This is a genomic window from Pseudomonas sp. 13B_2.1_Bac1, from assembly GCF_025466155.1.
GTDB classification, from domain to species: Bacteria; Pseudomonadota; Gammaproteobacteria; order Pseudomonadales; family Pseudomonadaceae; genus Aquipseudomonas; species Aquipseudomonas aylmerensis.
The window spans coordinates 58,911-74,537 of the sequence record NZ_JANLOH010000085.1; the positions used below are offsets into that span (position 1 = coordinate 58,911).

Sequence of the window (15,627 nt, forward strand, 5' to 3'; positions counted from 1 at the left end):
GAGGGGGAGTGGTCCGCCCTCTACTCCACGCTTGCAGTGTGGGCGGTTGATCCGTGACACTGTTAAGCCAGCATCACGCTTTTTCGTTGTGGAGACTGCCGTTATGGCCAACGAACTCTATACCCGTACCAACCAGAAAATTTACTTCGCGGGCTTATCCCTGGAAGCCCTCGGCCGCGCCGAGGAAGGGAAGGAGATGAATGCCATCGCGCTGGTCCAGGCGGGGCGTGAGGCGGCGTTGTTCCACCTGTACGGCGCGTTGCTGGGGCTGTGCCATGAAATCGCCGGGTTCTATCGCTTACCTCAGGCGGGTTCGCCGCGCGCGGAAATGATCATGAACCGCGAAGTGCTGGAGGCCATGGCTATTCCTGAGCTGGCCGAGCTGGTGGAAATGGCCCAGAGCCCTGATAGCTGGGTGGCGCGCCTGCTCAAGGCGCATGCGGACATGTTCCAGCCACCGCGAATTCCCCACGTGCCCAAGGGTGACGTAACTCAGCCGTTGATCGTAGCGGTTGCGCTGGAAGAGGAAGAGCCCAAGCCCCTGAGCCGGGAAGAGCTGGAAGGCTGGCGCCAGGAGCTGAAAAAGATGGCCCTGCGCTTTCGTGAAGGCCTCAACGAGTGCTGAGGCGGCGTCACTGATTTACACCAGGGCGGGCTTGCTCGCGAAGGCGGAGTGCCAGGCGTTTATAGAGCACTGATACAGTGCCTTCGCGAGCAAGTCCGCTGCCGCATTTTAACCAAGGCATACCGGCACCATTCATCAAGCCGCAAAGAAACCTGGCCAGATCCTCAGCGATTCCGGGTGGATGACTGATATAATCCCGGCCTTTCGTGGAGAACAGACTTTTATGCCAACGTCCTTTCTGGAAATTGTTGAGTTGCCTGACGGCCGAATCGAGCTGCGCCGGGCTGAGGACGAGGGTTCTCTGGTTATTCTGGATTTTTCCGAGGACGCCAAGGTGTTCCTCCAAGGCCAGCACGTGGAAGTAGCTAAAGCCATGTTGAGCGTGGGCGTGCAGATGGCTGGTCGCCTGGCGGAAGGCGAGCCGGAGAAAGAAGACGGGCCGCGAGTGCTTCACTGAGTTCTGTTGTTAGCAGGCTTGTTGTGGCGGAGGCGGGTGTCTTGAGGGGCGCCAGATCTCTTGAGGTGAGTCAGGCTTGCTTTGGCGAGTAGGCTTGTTGAGGTGAATCGGCTTGCTGGTTAATCGGCGTGTTGTGGTGAGCTGGCTTGTGTGGCGAGCGGGCTTGCCCCGCGTTGGGCTGCGAAGCAGCCCTAGATGGATTCAACGCGATGTATCAGGTATTCCACGGTGCTTGGTTTGGGGCCGCTTCGCAGCCCAACGCGGGGCAAGCCCGCTCGCCACATATAAGCCCGCCCAGCACATATAAGCCTGGTTGCCACATAAGCCTGCTTGTCATAACAAGCCCGCCACTCATAGAGGCCGGCTCTTAAGATAGGCCCGCTCCTCACCAAGCTGGGTCTTCGTGTTATCCCAATCGAATATTCAAACTCTGCGCGTCGCCTGTGCGCGCTGCGCTGATCAGCTGTTGCTTGGCGGTGGCATTCAGTGGGTTCAGCCAGCTCACCACGGTGTGGCTGCGGCCCAAGCGCAAGGCTTCACAAGTCAGTTGCTGGGCGCTTTGCGTACCGCGTGGCTGCAATAACAGGATGCGCTCGCGGTTGAGGCCCGCGTCCCGCAGCCAGGCCTGGGTCAGGCTGGCGGGCGGGGCGATCAGGGTCAGCCAGCGCGCGTCCTGTTCTTCGCTCAATTCGCGAAGGATCGGCGCCAGCAGGCTCAGGCAGCTCCCAGCTGCACCGCGCAACGACAATTCACTGAACGCCTCGGGTTCGGCACTCCAGGGCGCCTCGACCGCTTCCTTGAGGATCGGTGCAAGGGGTTGGGCCATGAAGGCCTCGAACAGCGACAGTTGTGTGTGTTGGGGGGTGTGCACGAGCTGCATGATGCCTCCTTTAGCGGCGAATGACGCCGACACTCAAGCCTTCGATCACCAGGTCCTGATCTTTCAGGTTCACTTCAATCGGGGCGAACTCAGGGTTCTCGGCCAGGAGCCAGACCTTGCTGCCTTCGCGCTTGAAGCGTTTGACGGTGACTTCATCGCCGATACGGGCGACGACGATCTGGCCATTACGGGCTTCGCGGGTGGTGTGGACGGCGAGCAGGTCACCATCGAAAATACCCACGTCCTTCATGCTCATGCCGTGCACCCGCAGCAGGTAGTCGGCGCGAGGGTGGAAGAAGGTGGGGTTGATGTTGCAGGATTCCTCGACGTGCTGTTGCGCCAGGATCGGCGCACCGGCAGCGACGCGACCGATGATCGGCAGGGTCGATTCGTCGGCCTTGGCTTCGAAGCCAGGGATGCGAATGCCGCGCGAAGCACCCGGGGTCATCTCGATCGCGCCTTTGCGAGCGAGGGCCTTGAGGTGTTCCTCGGCGGCGTTGGGGGACTTGAACCCCAGTTCCAGCGCAATTTCCGCTCGTGTCGGCGGGTAGCCGTTGTCATCGAGGCAGCGCTTGATAAAAGCCAGAATCTCAGCTTGGCGTGGCGTCAGTTTTAGCATGTTGATCGCTCTGTCTTTTTATACAGTGACTGGGATTATATACAGTGAACTGCGCTTGGCAATCATCCTTTTCGGGCACTCCGCTGGACGGTCATTCGTCACCCGTCCTACAGGGCAGAGATAGCGCTGCCTACAGACAGGTAGGGATGTGATTAAATAGCGACGAAATAGATGACTGCCCGGCCGGAAAGCGGACCCGCAGGCTTGACAAGGCACACCCTGAAACGTATGTTTCAAACAAGTGTTTGTCAGGCGGAGTAGCCATGGCCCAGTCGGAAACCGTTGAACGCATTCTCGATGCTGCCGAGCAATTGTTCGCGGAAAAAGGATTTGCTGAAACTTCATTGCGGCTGATCACCAGCAAGGCTGGGGTCAACCTCGCCGCCGTGAACTACCATTTCGGCTCGAAAAAGGCCCTGATCCAGGCCGTGTTCTCGCGCTTCCTGGGGCCGTTCTGTGCCAGCCTCGACCGTGAGCTCGAGCGCCGTCAGGCCAAGGCCGATCACAAGCCAACCCTGGAAGACCTGCTGGAAATCCTGGTCGAGCAGGCCTTGGTGGTCCAGCCGCGCAGCGGCAACGACCTGTCGATCTTCATGCGCCTGCTGGGGCTGGCATTCAGCCAGAGCCAGGGCCACTTGCGGCGTTATCTGGAAGACATGTACGGCAAGGTGTTTCGTCGCTATATGTTGCTGGTCAACGAGGCCGCCCCGCGTATCCCGCCGATCGAACTGTTCTGGCGCGTGCACTTCATGCTCGGTGCGGCGGCGTTCAGCATGTCCGGGATCAAGGCCCTGCGTGCGATTGCCGAGACCGATTTCGGCGTCAACACGTCCATTGAGCAGGTCATGCGCCTGATGGTGCCTTTCCTGGCCGCCGGCATGCGCGCCGAAACCGGTGTGACCGACCCGACGATGGCCGCCGCGCAATTGCGCCCACGCAGCAAATCCGCGCCGACCGTCGCCAAGGTTTGACCGCTCCGGGTGTGCGTGGCCGCTTGCATCCGCTAAGCTAGCCGCCATGCCGAATTCAGCTATTTACTCGCAACCCGTTGAGCTCACCGCGCCAGTCGCGCCGCGTGAGGTCAATGGGTTGTGTGCGTTATTTAAGGAAGGATTATGAGTGTTGCGCTGCAAGGTTCTTTGATGGTCGACGTGGCCGGTACCTGGCTCACGGCCGAGGATCGCCAGTTGTTGCGCCAGCCCGAAGTGGGCGGCCTGATCATTTTTGCGCGCAATATCGAGCATCCACGCCAGGTGCGTGAGCTGAGCACGGCGATTCGTGCCGTGCGTCCGGATCTGCTGTTGGCGGTCGACCAGGAGGGTGGTCGTGTACAACGCCTGCGCCAGGGCTTTGTGCGCCTGCCGGCCATGCGAGCGTTGGCGGATAACCCCAACGCCGAGTACCTGGCCGAGCAATGCGGCTGGATCATGGCCACCGAGGTGCTGGCGGTCGGCCTCGACCTCAGCTTCGCCCCCGTACTGGACCTGGACTACCAGCGCAGCGCCGTGGTCGGCACCCGTGCGTTCGAAGGCGACCCCGAACGTGCTGCGGTACTTGCCGGGGCCTTTATCCGTGGCATGAACAGCGCCGGCATGGCCGCCACCGGTAAGCATTTTCCGGGTCACGGTTGGGCTGAGGCGGATTCCCACGTCGCGATTCCCAATGATGAACGCAGCCTGGAACAGATTCGTGCGAATGACCTGGTGCCTTTCGCACGCCTGAGCCAGCAATTGGCGGCGGTGATGCCCGCGCATGTCATCTACCCACAGGTTGACCCGCAGCCGGCCGGTTTCTCGCGTCGTTGGCTGCAGGACATTTTGCGCGGCGAGCTGCAGTTCGATGGAGTGATTTTCAGCGATGACCTGTCGATGGCCGGGGCGCATGTGGTCGGTGATGCAGCCAGTCGCATCGAAGCGGCCCTGAGCGCCGGTTGCGACATGGGCCTGGTGTGCAATGACCGCGGGGCGGCGGAGCTGGCGCTGAGTGCGGCGCAGCGCATGAAGGTGACGCCGTCGGCGCGGATTGCGCGGATGCGTGGGCAGGCGTTTGCTTCGACGGACTACAAGCAGGATCCACGTTGGTTGGCGGCGCTGAGTGCGCTGCGGGATGCTCAGTTGATTGATTGAGACAGCCGGCTTGCCGGCGATGGTCATCTGACCGTCAACGCTTCTCTTGCTTGTTGGGCAACGGCGCAAACAGCGCCTCGATGTCCTCGTTGCCCAGCTGCCAATCCCCGGTCGTACGCCCATCCAGCACGCCCGCCGCCAGGTCGGATTTCTCCTTCTGCAGGTGTTGGATTTTCTCCTCTACCGTGCCCCGCGCGATCATCTTGTACACGAACACCGGCTTCTCCTGGCCGATCCGATACGCACGGTCGGTGGCCTGGTTTTCTGTGGCCGGGTTCCACCAAGGGTCATAGTGGATCACGGTGTCGGCTTCGGTCAGGTTCAAGCCCACGCCACCAGCCTTCAGGCTGATCAGAAAAATCTGCAGTTTGCCGCTCTGGAAATCCTTCACCGGTGTGCGCCGATCACGGGTCTGGCCGGTCAGCAGTGCGTAGGCAACACCGCGCTTTTGCAGTTCGACTTCAATCAGGCTCAGCATTGAGGTGAACTGGGAAAACAGCAGGATCCGCCGGCCCTCGGCAAACAATTCCTCGAGCATCTCCACCAGGCTGTCCAGCTTGCCCGAGCTGCTGCCACGCGCGGGCAGGGTGGCGTCGTTGACCAGGCGCAGGTCGCAGCACACCTGGCGCAACTTGAGCAGTGCTTCAAGAATGATGATCTGGCTGCGTGCCACACCTTTGCGGGTGATCTCGTCACGGACCTTTTTATCCATGGCCAGGCGCATGGTTTCGTACACGTCGCGCTGGGCCTCGTTGAGGTCGACCCAGTGGATGATCTCGGTCTTGGGTGGCAACTCGGTCGCCACCTGTTCCTTGGTGCGGCGCAGCAGGAACGGCTTGATCCGACCGTTGAGGTGCTGCAATCGCACATCACTGGCGCGTTTTTCGATCGGCACGCGGTAATCGCGATTGAAGCTTTTGACGTCACCCAGCCAGCCCGGCAACAGGAAGTGGAACAACGACCATAGCTCGCCCAGATGGTTTTCCAGCGGGGTGCCGCTCAGGCACAGGCGCTGCCGGGCATTCAGCTCGCGTGCCGCCTGGGCGGCCTTGCTCGTCGGGTTCTTGATGTACTGGGCTTCGTCCAGGATCAAGACGTGCAGGGGCAGGGCGGCGAGTATTTCGATGTCCTTGGGCAGCAGCGCATAGGTGGTCAATAGCAGGTCATAGTCCTGCAGGTTGGCGAAATGTTTCTTACGTCCGGCGCCGTACAACGCCAGCACTTTGAGCTGCGGGGTGAAGTGCGCCGCTTCGTCCAGCCAGTTGGGGATCAGGCTGGTGGGCATCACCACCATGCATGGCCGATCCAGGCGCCCGGCGGCTTTTTCAGTAAGAATATGCGCCAGGGTCTGCAGGGTTTTGCCGAGGCCCATGTCATCCGCAAGAATTCCGCCGACATCCAGCTGGCGCAGTGACTGCATCCAGCTCAAGCCTTCCAGCTGATAGGGCCGCAGCGTGGCGTTTAACCCTGCAGGCGCGACGCTGGTGAAATCCTTGATGTCGCGCAGGCGCTGGGCAAAATTGCGGATCTTTTCACCGCCTTGCCACTGCAGCGGCAAGTCATCCAGCGGGTTGAGGCGGATCGCATCGGCCTTGGCCAGGCGCAGCGTGGTGGTGCCGGGTTCCTGCAGATAAAACTCGCCGAGGGTGGCCAGGACCGGTTTCAACCGGCCATAGGGCAATGCCACTTGCAGTGGGCCATGGCCGCCATTCGGCAAACCGGGGATATTCACCAGGATCAGTTCATCATCGCGGCGCCGCGCGAGTTTCTCCGGGTTGAGGATTTCGGTGTGGGAGCGCATCAGGTTGAGCAGGATCGGCAGCAGGCTCAGGCGCTCGCCATTGACGATGATCCCCAGTTCGAGGTCGAACCAATCGCGTTCGGGCCCTTCGTCGACGGTGGCATACCAGTCGTCCACCGGGCTCAGGTCGAAGCCGAAATCTTCATCGATCTGCAGCTCCCAGCCCTCGGCGCGCAGGGTGGGCGAGGCGTTGAGGGTGAAGTTCAGCCAGGCGCTGTCATTGACCATCTCGAACAGTTCGCCGGCGCTTTCCGGCAAGGCCTTGCTCTGGCGCGTGGCGATCTTGAAGCCCAGCAGGCGCAGTTGCTCGCGATAGGGTTGCTCCAGCTCGGGATGGCGCTTGATGCGCAGGCTCTGGGTTTCCTGGCGCACGATGATGTCGGCGTTCTTCTGCCCGCTGACATAGTTGCCCAGGTAATTGAACGACAGCGCCGCGCGGTGCTGGATATAGCGCTGCATTTTGCCGTTGCGCGGTTCAAACGCGCTGAACTCGACACTCGCCAGCCACAGGCGTGGCACCGGCGGCACGTCTTCCATCACCACCTGCGGTACCACCACGCGGTTATCCAGCACGGCCTGCAGCTTCTCGAGCAGCTCGGCATCCTGGGCGGCGGCCGGGTAGGCGAGGGTTTCCTGGACCTTGAGCAGTACTGCCGCGATGTGTTTGCAATTGGTGTGCACCGGGCAGGTACAGCGGCTGTCGACCAGGATCAATGTACCCTTGGCCGATTCGCGCAACGAGATGGTCTGCCGATACACGTTGCCGCCCGAGCCTTCGCAACTGGCCACGATGGTGCTGTCGCCGGACTCGACGATGCGCACGCGGTTCTCCAGCGCATAACGCCGCCCGCGCTCCAGGCTCTGCTCTTTGAAGCGGTTGGCCCACGAAGGGGCCAGGGGTTTGGTCAACGACGACGTCAGGGGCATGGCGCTGGATCAGTCCTGAATGTCGGGCGGCGGCGGGCTGGGGGGCTTGGCGGTCAGCGAGGTGATCTTGATCAGCAGCGCCAGGTGGCCGCCGTCGAGGTAGTTGAGTTGGTTGTTCTTGGTGCGCACGTCGTGCTGGCTCAGGTGTTCGCTGGCAATCACGCTGCCGTTGGCGTCGAATTGATTGATCCAGAAATCCGCGTCTATATCGGTGAAACGCCCCAGTTGCAGGTTCAGCACGCCCTCGATGGGAAACTGGCCGAACTGCTCCTGGCCGTCGCTGATCGCGATCTTCACGGGCTGCTCGCCGAGGTTCTGCTCCCAGGCCTTGTGCGCGAGCACGGTGTAGCTTGAGTCGGCGCTGAGCTTGTCGACGATATTGCCCAGGCGTGGCGGGCTCATCCGCTCACCCAGCCGCGCGGCGCCGGCATCCCAGTTTTCCGGCGCGGGGCGGCTGTTGATCACCGGCTCGGCGTTCTGTCGCACCAGGATCATTTCCACCAGGTACGGGCTGTCGGCAAACGCCGAAGGTGCGAGTACCACCAACAACAGGCTCAGAATGCGGAACAGGCGCATGGGGGCGTCCTTCAAGCAGATTTCGGGATGAGGCGCTCAAACAGCGCCTCCAGGGTATTGAAGCGTTCTTCGGCACGTTCCATCGGCACCATGAACTTGAACAGCGTAGCCCCTTCGAACTTGTAGCGGTTGGGCTGGCCCTGGATCAGCTTGATCAGTACCAGCGGGTCGACCGGCGTCTGCGCCTCGAACTCGATACGCCCGCCCTGCGGCCCGGCGTCGACCTTCTTGATGCCCAACTGCTCAGCCTGCAATTTGAGCAGGGTCAGGCGCACCAGGTTCTTGGTCGGTTCGGGCAACAGGCCGAAGCGGTCGATCATCTCTACCTGCAGGTCCTTGAGGCCTTCTTCGTCGGTGGCCGAGGCGATGCGCTTGTACAGGATCAGCCGTGCATGCACATCCGGCAGGTAGTCCTCGGGAATCAGCGCCGGCAAGCGCAGGTTGATTTCCGGACCGCCGCCCAGGGGTTGGTCGAGGTTCGGTTGTTCGCCTTTGCGGATGGCTTTCACCGCGCGCTCGAGCATCTCCATATAGAGGGTGAAGCCCACGGCCTGGATCTGCCCGCTCTGGCCGTCGCCGAGCAATTCACCGGCGCCACGGATTTCCAGGTCGTTGGTCGCGAGCACAAAGCCGGCGCCGAGGTCCTGGGTGTTGGCGATGGCTTCCAGGCGCTTTTCGGCGTCGCCGGTAATTTGCTGGCGCGGTGGCGTCAGCAAGTAGGCATAGGCCTGGTGGTGACTGCGCCCGACCCGGCCGCGCAACTGGTGCAGCTGCGCCAGGCCGAACTTGTCGGCACGCTCGATGATGATGGTGTTGGCGCTCGGGACGTCGATGCCGGTCTCGATGATGGTCGAGGCAATCAGCACGTTGAAGCGCTTGTGGTAGAAGTCGCTCATCACCTGTTCGAGTTCGCGTTCGCGCATCTGCCCGTGGCCGATGGCGATACGCGCCTCCGGCACCAGTTCGGCGAGGTCGGCGGCGCATTTCTCGATGGTCTTCACGTCGTTGTGCAGGTAGTACACCTGGCCGCCGCGGAGCAATTCGCGCAGCAGTGCTTCCTTGACCGTGCTTTTGTTCTGCTCCATCACGAAGGTGCGCACAGACAGTCGGCGCGCCGGCGGCGTGGCGATGATCGACAGGTCGCGCATGCCCGACACGGCCATGTTCAGCGTGCGCGGAATCGGCGTGGCGGTGAGGGTGAGGATGTCGACTTCACTGCGCAGGGCCTTCAGCTGTTCTTTCTGGCGCACGCCGAAGCGGTGTTCTTCGTCGATGATCACCAGGCCCAGGTTCTTGATCTTCACATCGTCGGACAGCAGCTTGTGCGTTCCGATCACGATGTCGATCTTGCCTTCGGCGAGGTCGGCGACGGCGGCATTCACTTCCTTGGCGGACTTGAAGCGGCTCATCACCTCCACGGTCACCGGCCAGTCGGCAAAGCGGTCGCGGAAGCTGTTGTAGTGTTGCTGGGCGAGCAGGGTGGTCGGCACCAGGATCGCCACTTGCTTGCCGCCGTGCACCGCGATGAAGGCGGCGCGCATCGCCACTTCGGTCTTGCCGAAGCCGACGTCGCCGCACACCAGGCGGTCCATCGGCTTGGGCGCGAGCATGTCGGCGCGCACCGCTTCGATGGTGGTTTGCTGGTCCGGGGTTTCTTCGAAGGCGAAGCCGGCGCTGAAGGTGGCGTAGTCGGCCTTCGGATCGGCGAAGGCGTAGCCCTCGCGTGCGGCGCGGCGTGCATAGATGTCGAGCAACTCGGCGGCGACATCGCGCACCTGTTCCGCGGCCTTGCGCTTGGCTTTCTGCCAGGTCTCGGAGCCCAGGCGGTGCAACGGCGCCAGCGCGTCGTCGCTGCCGGTGTAGCGCGCGATCAGGTGCAGGTTGGCCACCGGCACGTAGAGCTTGGCGCCCTCGGCGTATTCCAGGGTGAGGAACTCGGCAGCCTGGTTGTCGATCTCCAGCGTCTGCAGGCCCAGGTAGCGGCCGACACCGTGGTCGATATGCACCACCGGCGCGCCTTCACGCAGCTCGGTGAGGTTCTTGATCACGGCGTCGTTGTTGGCGTCGGCGCGTTTTTCACGGCGCCGACGCTGCATCACGCGCTGGCCGAACAGTGGGCTCTCGGCGATCAGTGCCAGGGCTGGGTCATCCAGCAGCAAGCCTTCATCCAGCGGGGCGATGGTGATCGCCAGGCGGTCTTTGCCGGCGACGAAGTCTGGCCAGCTGTCGACGGTTTTCGGCCGCAGCTTCAAGCGTTCCAGCAGCTCCAGCAGCACTTCGCGACGCCCGGCGGATTCGGCGGTGAACAGCACGCGGCCGGGGAAATCACCGAGGAAGTTGGACAGCGCCTCCAGTGGTTGCGTGGCTTTGGCCTGGATCGCCAGATCCGGCAGCGTGCCTGCGGGGAAACGCTCGCGGCCACTGCCGGCGTCCACGTCCTGTTGGCTGGCGACCACGCGCGGCCAGTTTTTCAGGCGCGCGAAGCAGTCTTCTACCGGCAGGAACAGTTCGGCAGGCGGTAATAAAGGACGGGAAGGGTCGACGCGGCGCTCTTCATAGCGGTTGCGCACGTCGTTCCAGAAATTCTCGGCGGCCTGCTCGATGCCGGGCAGCGAGAACACTTGAGTGTCCTGGGGCAGGTAATCGAACAGGGTCGAGGTTTCGTCGAAGAACAACGGCAGGTAGTACTCGATACCGGCCGGGGTAATCCCGCTGCTCAGGTCCTGGAAGATCGGGCAGCGGCGGAAGTCGACGTCGAAGCGTTCACGAAAGCGCGCCTTGAAGCGCGTGACCGCATCTTTTTGCAAGGGGAATTCACGCGCCGGCAGCAGCTTGATCGACTCGACTTTATCGATGGAGCGCTGGTTTTCCGGATCGAAGGTACGCAGGGTTTCGATTTCGTCATCGAACAGGTCGATGCGATACGGCAACTTGCTGCCCATCGGAAACAGATCGATCAGCGCGCCCCGCACGGCAAACTCGCCGTGCTCGTACACCGTATCGACGCAGCGATAGCCGCTGGCTTCCAGGCGCGTGCGCATCTGCTCGACATCGAGCTTCTGGCCGATATCCAGCACCAGGCTGCTGCCCAGCAGGAACTTGGTCGGCGCCAGGCGATGCAGGGCCGTGGTGATCGGCACCACCAGCACGCCGTGGGCCAGTTCCGGCAGGCGGTAAAGGCTGGCGATGCGCTGGGAAATGATGTCCTGGTGCGGCGAGAACAGATCGTAGGGCAGGGTTTCCCAGTCGGGAAAATGCAGCACCGGCAAATCGGGGGCGAAGAAGCTCAGCTCCTGCTCGAGTCGCTCGGCACTTTGGCTGTCGGCGGTGAGCAGCAGGGTAAAGCGCTTGGCTGCGCTGGCAGCCTCGGCAATGGCCAGGCTCAGGGCGGCACCGGGCAGGTTGCCCCAGTGCTGTTTACCTGCCGCGGCAGGGAGAAGCGGTAGACGCAGAACGGGCACGGAAGGTTGAGCTCCAAGCGTTGCGACAAAGTCGGTAATTGTAACGGCCCGAGGTGCCGCCTGTCAGTTGCTGACTGAGCCTATTACGGTTTGTAGGAAATGTAGTGGCTAAGACAAACAATGGCGTGTTTTGACTCAATATGTAGTGCCATTTCGCGCGTATGTTTCGGAGGGTTACGGACAAGTCGGCGTTGCCGGCGAATAGGTGGCCTTCTGGAACCCGCGTATTTACTGGGCTGCAGCGCGGTGTTGGTTTTTGGCAAGCACTTTTTGTTGCCGGGCGCGCATTGCTCCGAGGGCGGTCGGGCGGCATAATGTAGCCCCTTTTTTCTGCCCCTACATGTGGAAGGTTCCCGTGACTCAGAAGCCCGACCAGTGTCTTGGTGAATGGATCGACCGTGAAGCACTCGCTGAAGCGATGATTCCGCTTATCGGTCAGCTGTACCGCAATAACAATGTGGTGAGCTCGATCTATGGCCGCAGCCTGATCAACCAATCAGTCATCGCGATTCTCAAGGCGCATCGCTTTGCTCGCCATCGCTCTGCCGACGACAGCGAACTCTCCGTCCACGAAACATTCCCCCTGCTCAAGGCCATGAGCGAGCTCAAGCTCGGCGCGGCTTCGGTAGACCTGGGCAAGCTGGCCTATAAATTCCGCAAGGAAGGTGCCGGCCGCAGCGCCGAGCAGTTCGTGCGTGAAGAAATGGCCGAAGTGGTTGGCCAGCAAAACGCCGCAGCCCGCAAAGGCACCGACGTCGTGCTGTACGGCTTCGGTCGTATCGGCCGCCTGCTGGCGCGCATCCTGATCGAAAAAACCGGTGGCGGCGACGGCCTGCGCCTGCGTGCCATCGTCGTGCGCAAAGGCGCGGAGAACGACCTGACCAAGCGCGCAAGCCTGTTGCGTCGTGATTCGGTACACGGTCCGTTCAACGGCACCATCGTCATCGACGAAGAAAACAACACCATCACCGCCAACGGTAACCTGATCCAGGTGATCTACGCGAAGAACCCGTCCGAGGTGGACTACACCCAATACGGCATCAAGGACGCCCTGCTGGTGGACAACACCGGTGTCTGGCGTGATGCCGAGGGCCTGGGCCAGCACCTGGCCTGCCCGGGTATCGATCGCGTCGTCCTGACCGCTCCGGGCAAGGGCAAGCTGAAGAACATCGTTCACGGCATCAACCACGCTGAAATCACCGCTGACGACAAGATCGTTTCCGCCGCTTCCTGCACCACCAACGCCATCGTGCCGGTGCTGAAGGCTGTGAATGACAAGTTCGGCATCGTCAACGGTCACGTCGAAACCGTTCACTCGTACACCAACGACCAGAACCTGATCGACAACTTCCACAAGGGCGATCGCCGTGGCCGTAGCGCCGCGTTGAACATGGTGATCACCGAGACCGGTGCTGCCACCGCTGCTGCCAAGGCCCTGCCTGAGCTGGCCGGCAAGCTGACCGGTAACGCGATCCGTGTGCCGACGCCGAACGTGTCGATGGCGATTCTCAACCTGAACCTTGAGAAAGCCGCCACCCGTGAAGAGATGAACGAGTACCTGCGCTACATGGCGCTGCACTCCGACCTGCATAAGCAGATCGACTTCGTCAATTCGCAGGAAGTGGTGTCCACCGACTTCGTCGGCTCGCGCCACGCCGGTGTGGTGGACGCGGAAGCGACCATTACCCAGGACAACCGCGTTGTGCTGTACGTGTGGTACGACAACGAGTTCGGCTACAGCTGCCAGGTGGTTCGCGTGATGGAAGACATGGCTGGGGTCAACCCGCCTGCATTCCCGCGCTAAGCCTGTGCGCTGAATGAAAAAGCCCCGACTGGTTCGGGGCTTTTTTGTGCCTGCGAGGGCCTCTTCGCGAGCAAGCCCGCTCGCACATTCGACCGGGCGTCTTCAGGGCGCGCGCGGTTAAATGTGGGAGCGGGCTTGCTCGCGAAGGCAGTCGTTCAGCCAGCGCAAATCTTCAATTGAGCAACTGGGTACGCAAGCGTTCTGACAGCCCGTTGGGCGCCAGCCAGAGGCTCAGGTAAGCCCTCGCCAGCTCATCATTACCACTGCTGAACACCACCTGCCCATTGATCTCCAGGTTCAAGCCTCGCCCCGGACGAAAATCCAGGGCATACCGATCGCCGCTGCGGATATCGCGAAAACTGGCGTGCAGTTTGTCTATCTCGGGCTTCAGTCGGGCGCTGGCCTGCTGGCGCTGCAGCGTGGCAGTCGCGGCTTTGATCACGTCGTTGCGGTCGATGTCGCGAAAGTAATACAGCGTCAGGCGCAACGCTTTTTGTTGTGACCAGGCCTGCTTGGCGCTCAGGTCGGACGGTGCATATAGCGCCGCCGCGTAGACATCCGCCCACAGGTAGGTAAGCACCGCCTGGTTTTTCAGCGCCAGTTCATGGGATTGCAGCGGAAAATCGGCTTGCCGGAGCCGATCCGCCTCACTCGCCTGCGCCGCCAGCGAAAAAATCATCATTAAACAGAAAACGACATGCCGCATAATGGCTCGTCCTGCAAAGGTGCGTGCCAGCAGTGTAATGCCTGTTTCGTGTTTCTGTAGTAAAGGCAAGACTGGCCTACGACGCGACCAAGGGTTAATGTGCGCGGCGTTGAGCCTTATATAGACTGTGCCCCGGTTCACACACTTGAGCCAAATTGTCCTTCATGACCGCTGGCCGCGGCATGATTTAGCCAGGCGTTCAACCGTGCGCCTGGCCTGTTCTGAGGAGTACGCATGGCTGTCTACAACTACGACGTGGTGGTACTGGGTTCCGGCCCGGCTGGAGAAGGTGCGGCGATGAACGCCGCGAAGGCAGGGCGCAAGGTGGCGATGGTCGATAGCCGTCGCCAGGTCGGCGGTAACTGCACCCACCTGGGTACCATCCCGTCCAAGGCCTTGCGTCACTCGGTGCGCCAGATCATGCAGTTCAACACCAACCCGATGTTCCGGGCGATTGGTGAGCCGCGTTGGTTCTCGTTCCCGGACGTGCTGAAAAGCGCCGAGAAGGTGATCTCCAAGCAAGTGGCTTCGCGCACCGGTTACTACGCCCGCAACCGTGTCGACCTGTTCTTCGGTACCGGCAGCTTCGCCGACGAGCAAACCATCGAGGTGGTATGCCCCAACGGCGTGGTCGAGAAGCTGGTGGCCAAGCACATCATCATCGCCACCGGTTCGCGCCCGTATCGCCCGGCGGATATCGATTTCCACCACCCGCGTATCTACGATAGCGACACCATCCTCAGCCTGGGCCACACCCCGCGCAAATTGATCATCTACGGCGCCGGCGTGATCGGCTGTGAATACGCCTCGATCTTCAGCGGCCTGGGTGTACTGGTAGAACTGGTCGACAACCGCGACCAACTGCTGAGCTTCCTCGACTCGGAAATTTCCCAGGCGTTGAGCTACCACTTCAGCAACAACAACATCACTGTGCGTCACAACGAAGAGTACGAGCGGGTCGAAGGCCTGGACAACGGGGTGATCCTGCACCTCAAGTCCGGCAAGAAGATCAAGGCCGACGCCTTGCTGTGGTGCAACGGCCGTACCGGCAACACCGACAAGCTGGGCATGGAAAATATCGGGGTCAAGGTCAACAGCCGTGGCCAGATCGAGGTGGACGAGAACTACCGCACCTGCGTGGCGAACATCTATGGCGCCGGTGACGTGATCGGCTGGCCAAGCCTGGCCAGTGCCGCGCACGACCAGGGCCGTTCGGCCGCTGGCAGCATCGTCGACAATGGCAGCTGGCGTTATGTGAACGACGTGCCGACCGGGATCTACACGATTCCCGAGATCAGCTCGATCGGCAAGAACGAACATGAGCTGACCAAGGCCAAGGTGCCTTACGAAGTGGGCAAGGCGTTCTTCAAGAGCATGGCGCGTGCGCAGATCGCCGGTGAGCCGCAAGGCATGCTAAAGATCCTGTTCCACCGCGAGACCCTTGAGGTGCTCGGCGTGCACTGCTTCGGCTATCAGGCGTCGGAGATCGTCCACATCGGCCAGGCCATCATGAACCAGCCGGGTGAACTCAATACCCTCAAGTATTTCGTCAACACCACGTTCAACTACCCGACCATGGCCGAAGCCTATCGGGTAGCGGCCTACGACGGCCTCAACCGGCTTTTTTGAGCGGCTCCGGCCGGTG

The 15,627-nt window shown here is 61.6% G+C and carries 12 protein-coding genes; 6 read left to right on the forward strand and 6 right to left on the reverse strand.

The genetic code is table 11. The annotated features are described in order from the left end of the window. Window positions 1-103: 103 nt before the first annotated feature. Together NTD80_RS19665 and NTD80_RS19670 are read left to right on the forward strand one after the other, a co-directional pair. Window positions 104-625, forward strand: a complete 522-nt coding sequence (locus NTD80_RS19665) for a DUF6586 family protein (RefSeq protein WP_201143746.1) — start codon at window positions 104-106, stop codon at window positions 623-625. 223 nt (window positions 626-848) lie between these two features. Next, complete coding sequence (locus NTD80_RS19670; RefSeq protein ID WP_010212068.1) at window positions 849-1,082, forward strand: hypothetical protein; 234 nt, start codon at window positions 849-851, stop codon at window positions 1,080-1,082. 406 nt (window positions 1,083-1,488) lie between these two features. Here the strand turns inward: NTD80_RS19670 and sulA are convergent, their stop codons facing one another. Next, window positions 1,489-1,962 carry an SOS-induced cell division inhibitor SulA gene (sulA, locus tag NTD80_RS19675; protein ID WP_065902006.1) on the reverse strand — a complete coding sequence of 158 codons (474 nt, stop codon included), beginning with the start codon at window positions 1,960-1,962 and terminating at the stop codon, window positions 1,489-1,491. Between the two features lie 10 nt (window positions 1,963-1,972). After that, complete coding sequence (gene lexA, locus NTD80_RS19680) at window positions 1,973-2,581, reverse strand: transcriptional repressor LexA (RefSeq protein WP_003172575.1); 609 nt, start codon at window positions 2,579-2,581, stop codon at window positions 1,973-1,975. A gap of 263 nt (window positions 2,582-2,844) precedes the next feature. Here lexA and NTD80_RS19685 point away from each other — a divergent pair, with 263 nt between their 5' ends. Both NTD80_RS19685 and nagZ read left to right on the forward strand, forming a co-directional pair. Beyond that, window positions 2,845-3,552 (forward strand): TetR/AcrR family transcriptional regulator, encoded by a 708-nt coding sequence (locus NTD80_RS19685; RefSeq protein WP_065902004.1) that lies wholly within the window; start codon window positions 2,845-2,847, stop codon window positions 3,550-3,552. A 156-nt stretch (window positions 3,553-3,708) separates the two neighbouring features. Then, entirely contained in the window at window positions 3,709-4,707 is a 999-nt protein-coding gene (gene nagZ, locus NTD80_RS19690) for a beta-N-acetylhexosaminidase (protein ID WP_262134669.1), read from the forward strand. Window positions 4,708-4,741: 34 nt separating this feature from the next. Here nagZ and NTD80_RS19695 read toward each other — a convergent pair whose 3' ends face one another. From NTD80_RS19695 to mfd, 3 genes are read right to left on the reverse strand one after another with little or no spacing between them, the layout of a single operon-like run. After that, window positions 4,742-7,435 (reverse strand): DEAD/DEAH box helicase, encoded by a 2,694-nt coding sequence (locus tag NTD80_RS19695; protein WP_262134626.1) that lies wholly within the window; start codon window positions 7,433-7,435, stop codon window positions 4,742-4,744. A 9-nt stretch (window positions 7,436-7,444) separates the two neighbouring features. Further along, on the reverse strand, window positions 7,445-8,011 hold the full coding sequence (locus NTD80_RS19700; RefSeq protein ID WP_262134627.1) for a peptidoglycan binding protein CsiV: 567 nt from the start codon (window positions 8,009-8,011) through the stop codon (window positions 7,445-7,447). Between the two features lie 11 nt (window positions 8,012-8,022). Beyond that, window positions 8,023-11,472, reverse strand: coding sequence for a transcription-repair coupling factor (gene mfd / locus NTD80_RS19705; protein ID WP_106804813.1), 3,450 nt, complete (start codon window positions 11,470-11,472; stop codon window positions 8,023-8,025). A gap of 340 nt (window positions 11,473-11,812) precedes the next feature. Here mfd and NTD80_RS19710 point away from each other — a divergent pair, with 340 nt between their 5' ends. Beyond that, a complete protein-coding gene (locus tag NTD80_RS19710) occupies window positions 11,813-13,276 on the forward strand; it encodes a glyceraldehyde-3-phosphate dehydrogenase (protein WP_106804812.1) in 1,464 nt (487 codons plus the stop codon). Between the two features lie 172 nt (window positions 13,277-13,448). On the opposite strand, the gene NTD80_RS19715 is transcribed toward NTD80_RS19710, so the two are convergent. Next, window positions 13,449-13,982, reverse strand: a complete 534-nt coding sequence (locus NTD80_RS19715; protein WP_262134629.1) for a chalcone isomerase family protein — start codon at window positions 13,980-13,982, stop codon at window positions 13,449-13,451. Between the two features lie 234 nt (window positions 13,983-14,216). Here NTD80_RS19715 and sthA point away from each other — a divergent pair, with 234 nt between their 5' ends. Further along, complete coding sequence (sthA, locus tag NTD80_RS19720) at window positions 14,217-15,611, forward strand: Si-specific NAD(P)(+) transhydrogenase (RefSeq protein ID WP_016975273.1); 1,395 nt, start codon at window positions 14,217-14,219, stop codon at window positions 15,609-15,611. The last annotated feature ends 16 nt before the right edge of the window (window positions 15,612-15,627 follow it).

Coding starts and splice junctions, on each gene's coding strand:
- NTD80_RS19695 (WP_262134626.1), bottom strand. CDS start 7,435: ATGCCCCTGACGTCGTCGTTGACCAAACCCCTGGCCCCTTCGTGGGCC.
- NTD80_RS19665 (WP_201143746.1), top strand. CDS start 104: ATGGCCAACGAACTCTATACCCGTACCAACCAGAAAATTTACTTCGCG.
- NTD80_RS19670 (WP_010212068.1), top strand. CDS start 849: ATGCCAACGTCCTTTCTGGAAATTGTTGAGTTGCCTGACGGCCGAATC.
- NTD80_RS19715 (WP_262134629.1), bottom strand. CDS start 13,982: ATGCGGCATGTCGTTTTCTGTTTAATGATGATTTTTTCGCTGGCGGCG.
- NTD80_RS19685 (WP_065902004.1), top strand. CDS start 2,845: ATGGCCCAGTCGGAAACCGTTGAACGCATTCTCGATGCTGCCGAGCAA.
- sthA (WP_016975273.1), top strand. CDS start 14,217: ATGGCTGTCTACAACTACGACGTGGTGGTACTGGGTTCCGGCCCGGCT.
- NTD80_RS19710 (WP_106804812.1), top strand. CDS start 11,813: ATGTGGAAGGTTCCCGTGACTCAGAAGCCCGACCAGTGTCTTGGTGAA.
- NTD80_RS19700 (WP_262134627.1), bottom strand. CDS start 8,011: ATGCGCCTGTTCCGCATTCTGAGCCTGTTGTTGGTGGTACTCGCACCT.
- lexA (WP_003172575.1), bottom strand. CDS start 2,581: ATGCTAAAACTGACGCCACGCCAAGCTGAGATTCTGGCTTTTATCAAG.
- sulA (WP_065902006.1), bottom strand. CDS start 1,962: ATGCAGCTCGTGCACACCCCCCAACACACACAACTGTCGCTGTTCGAG.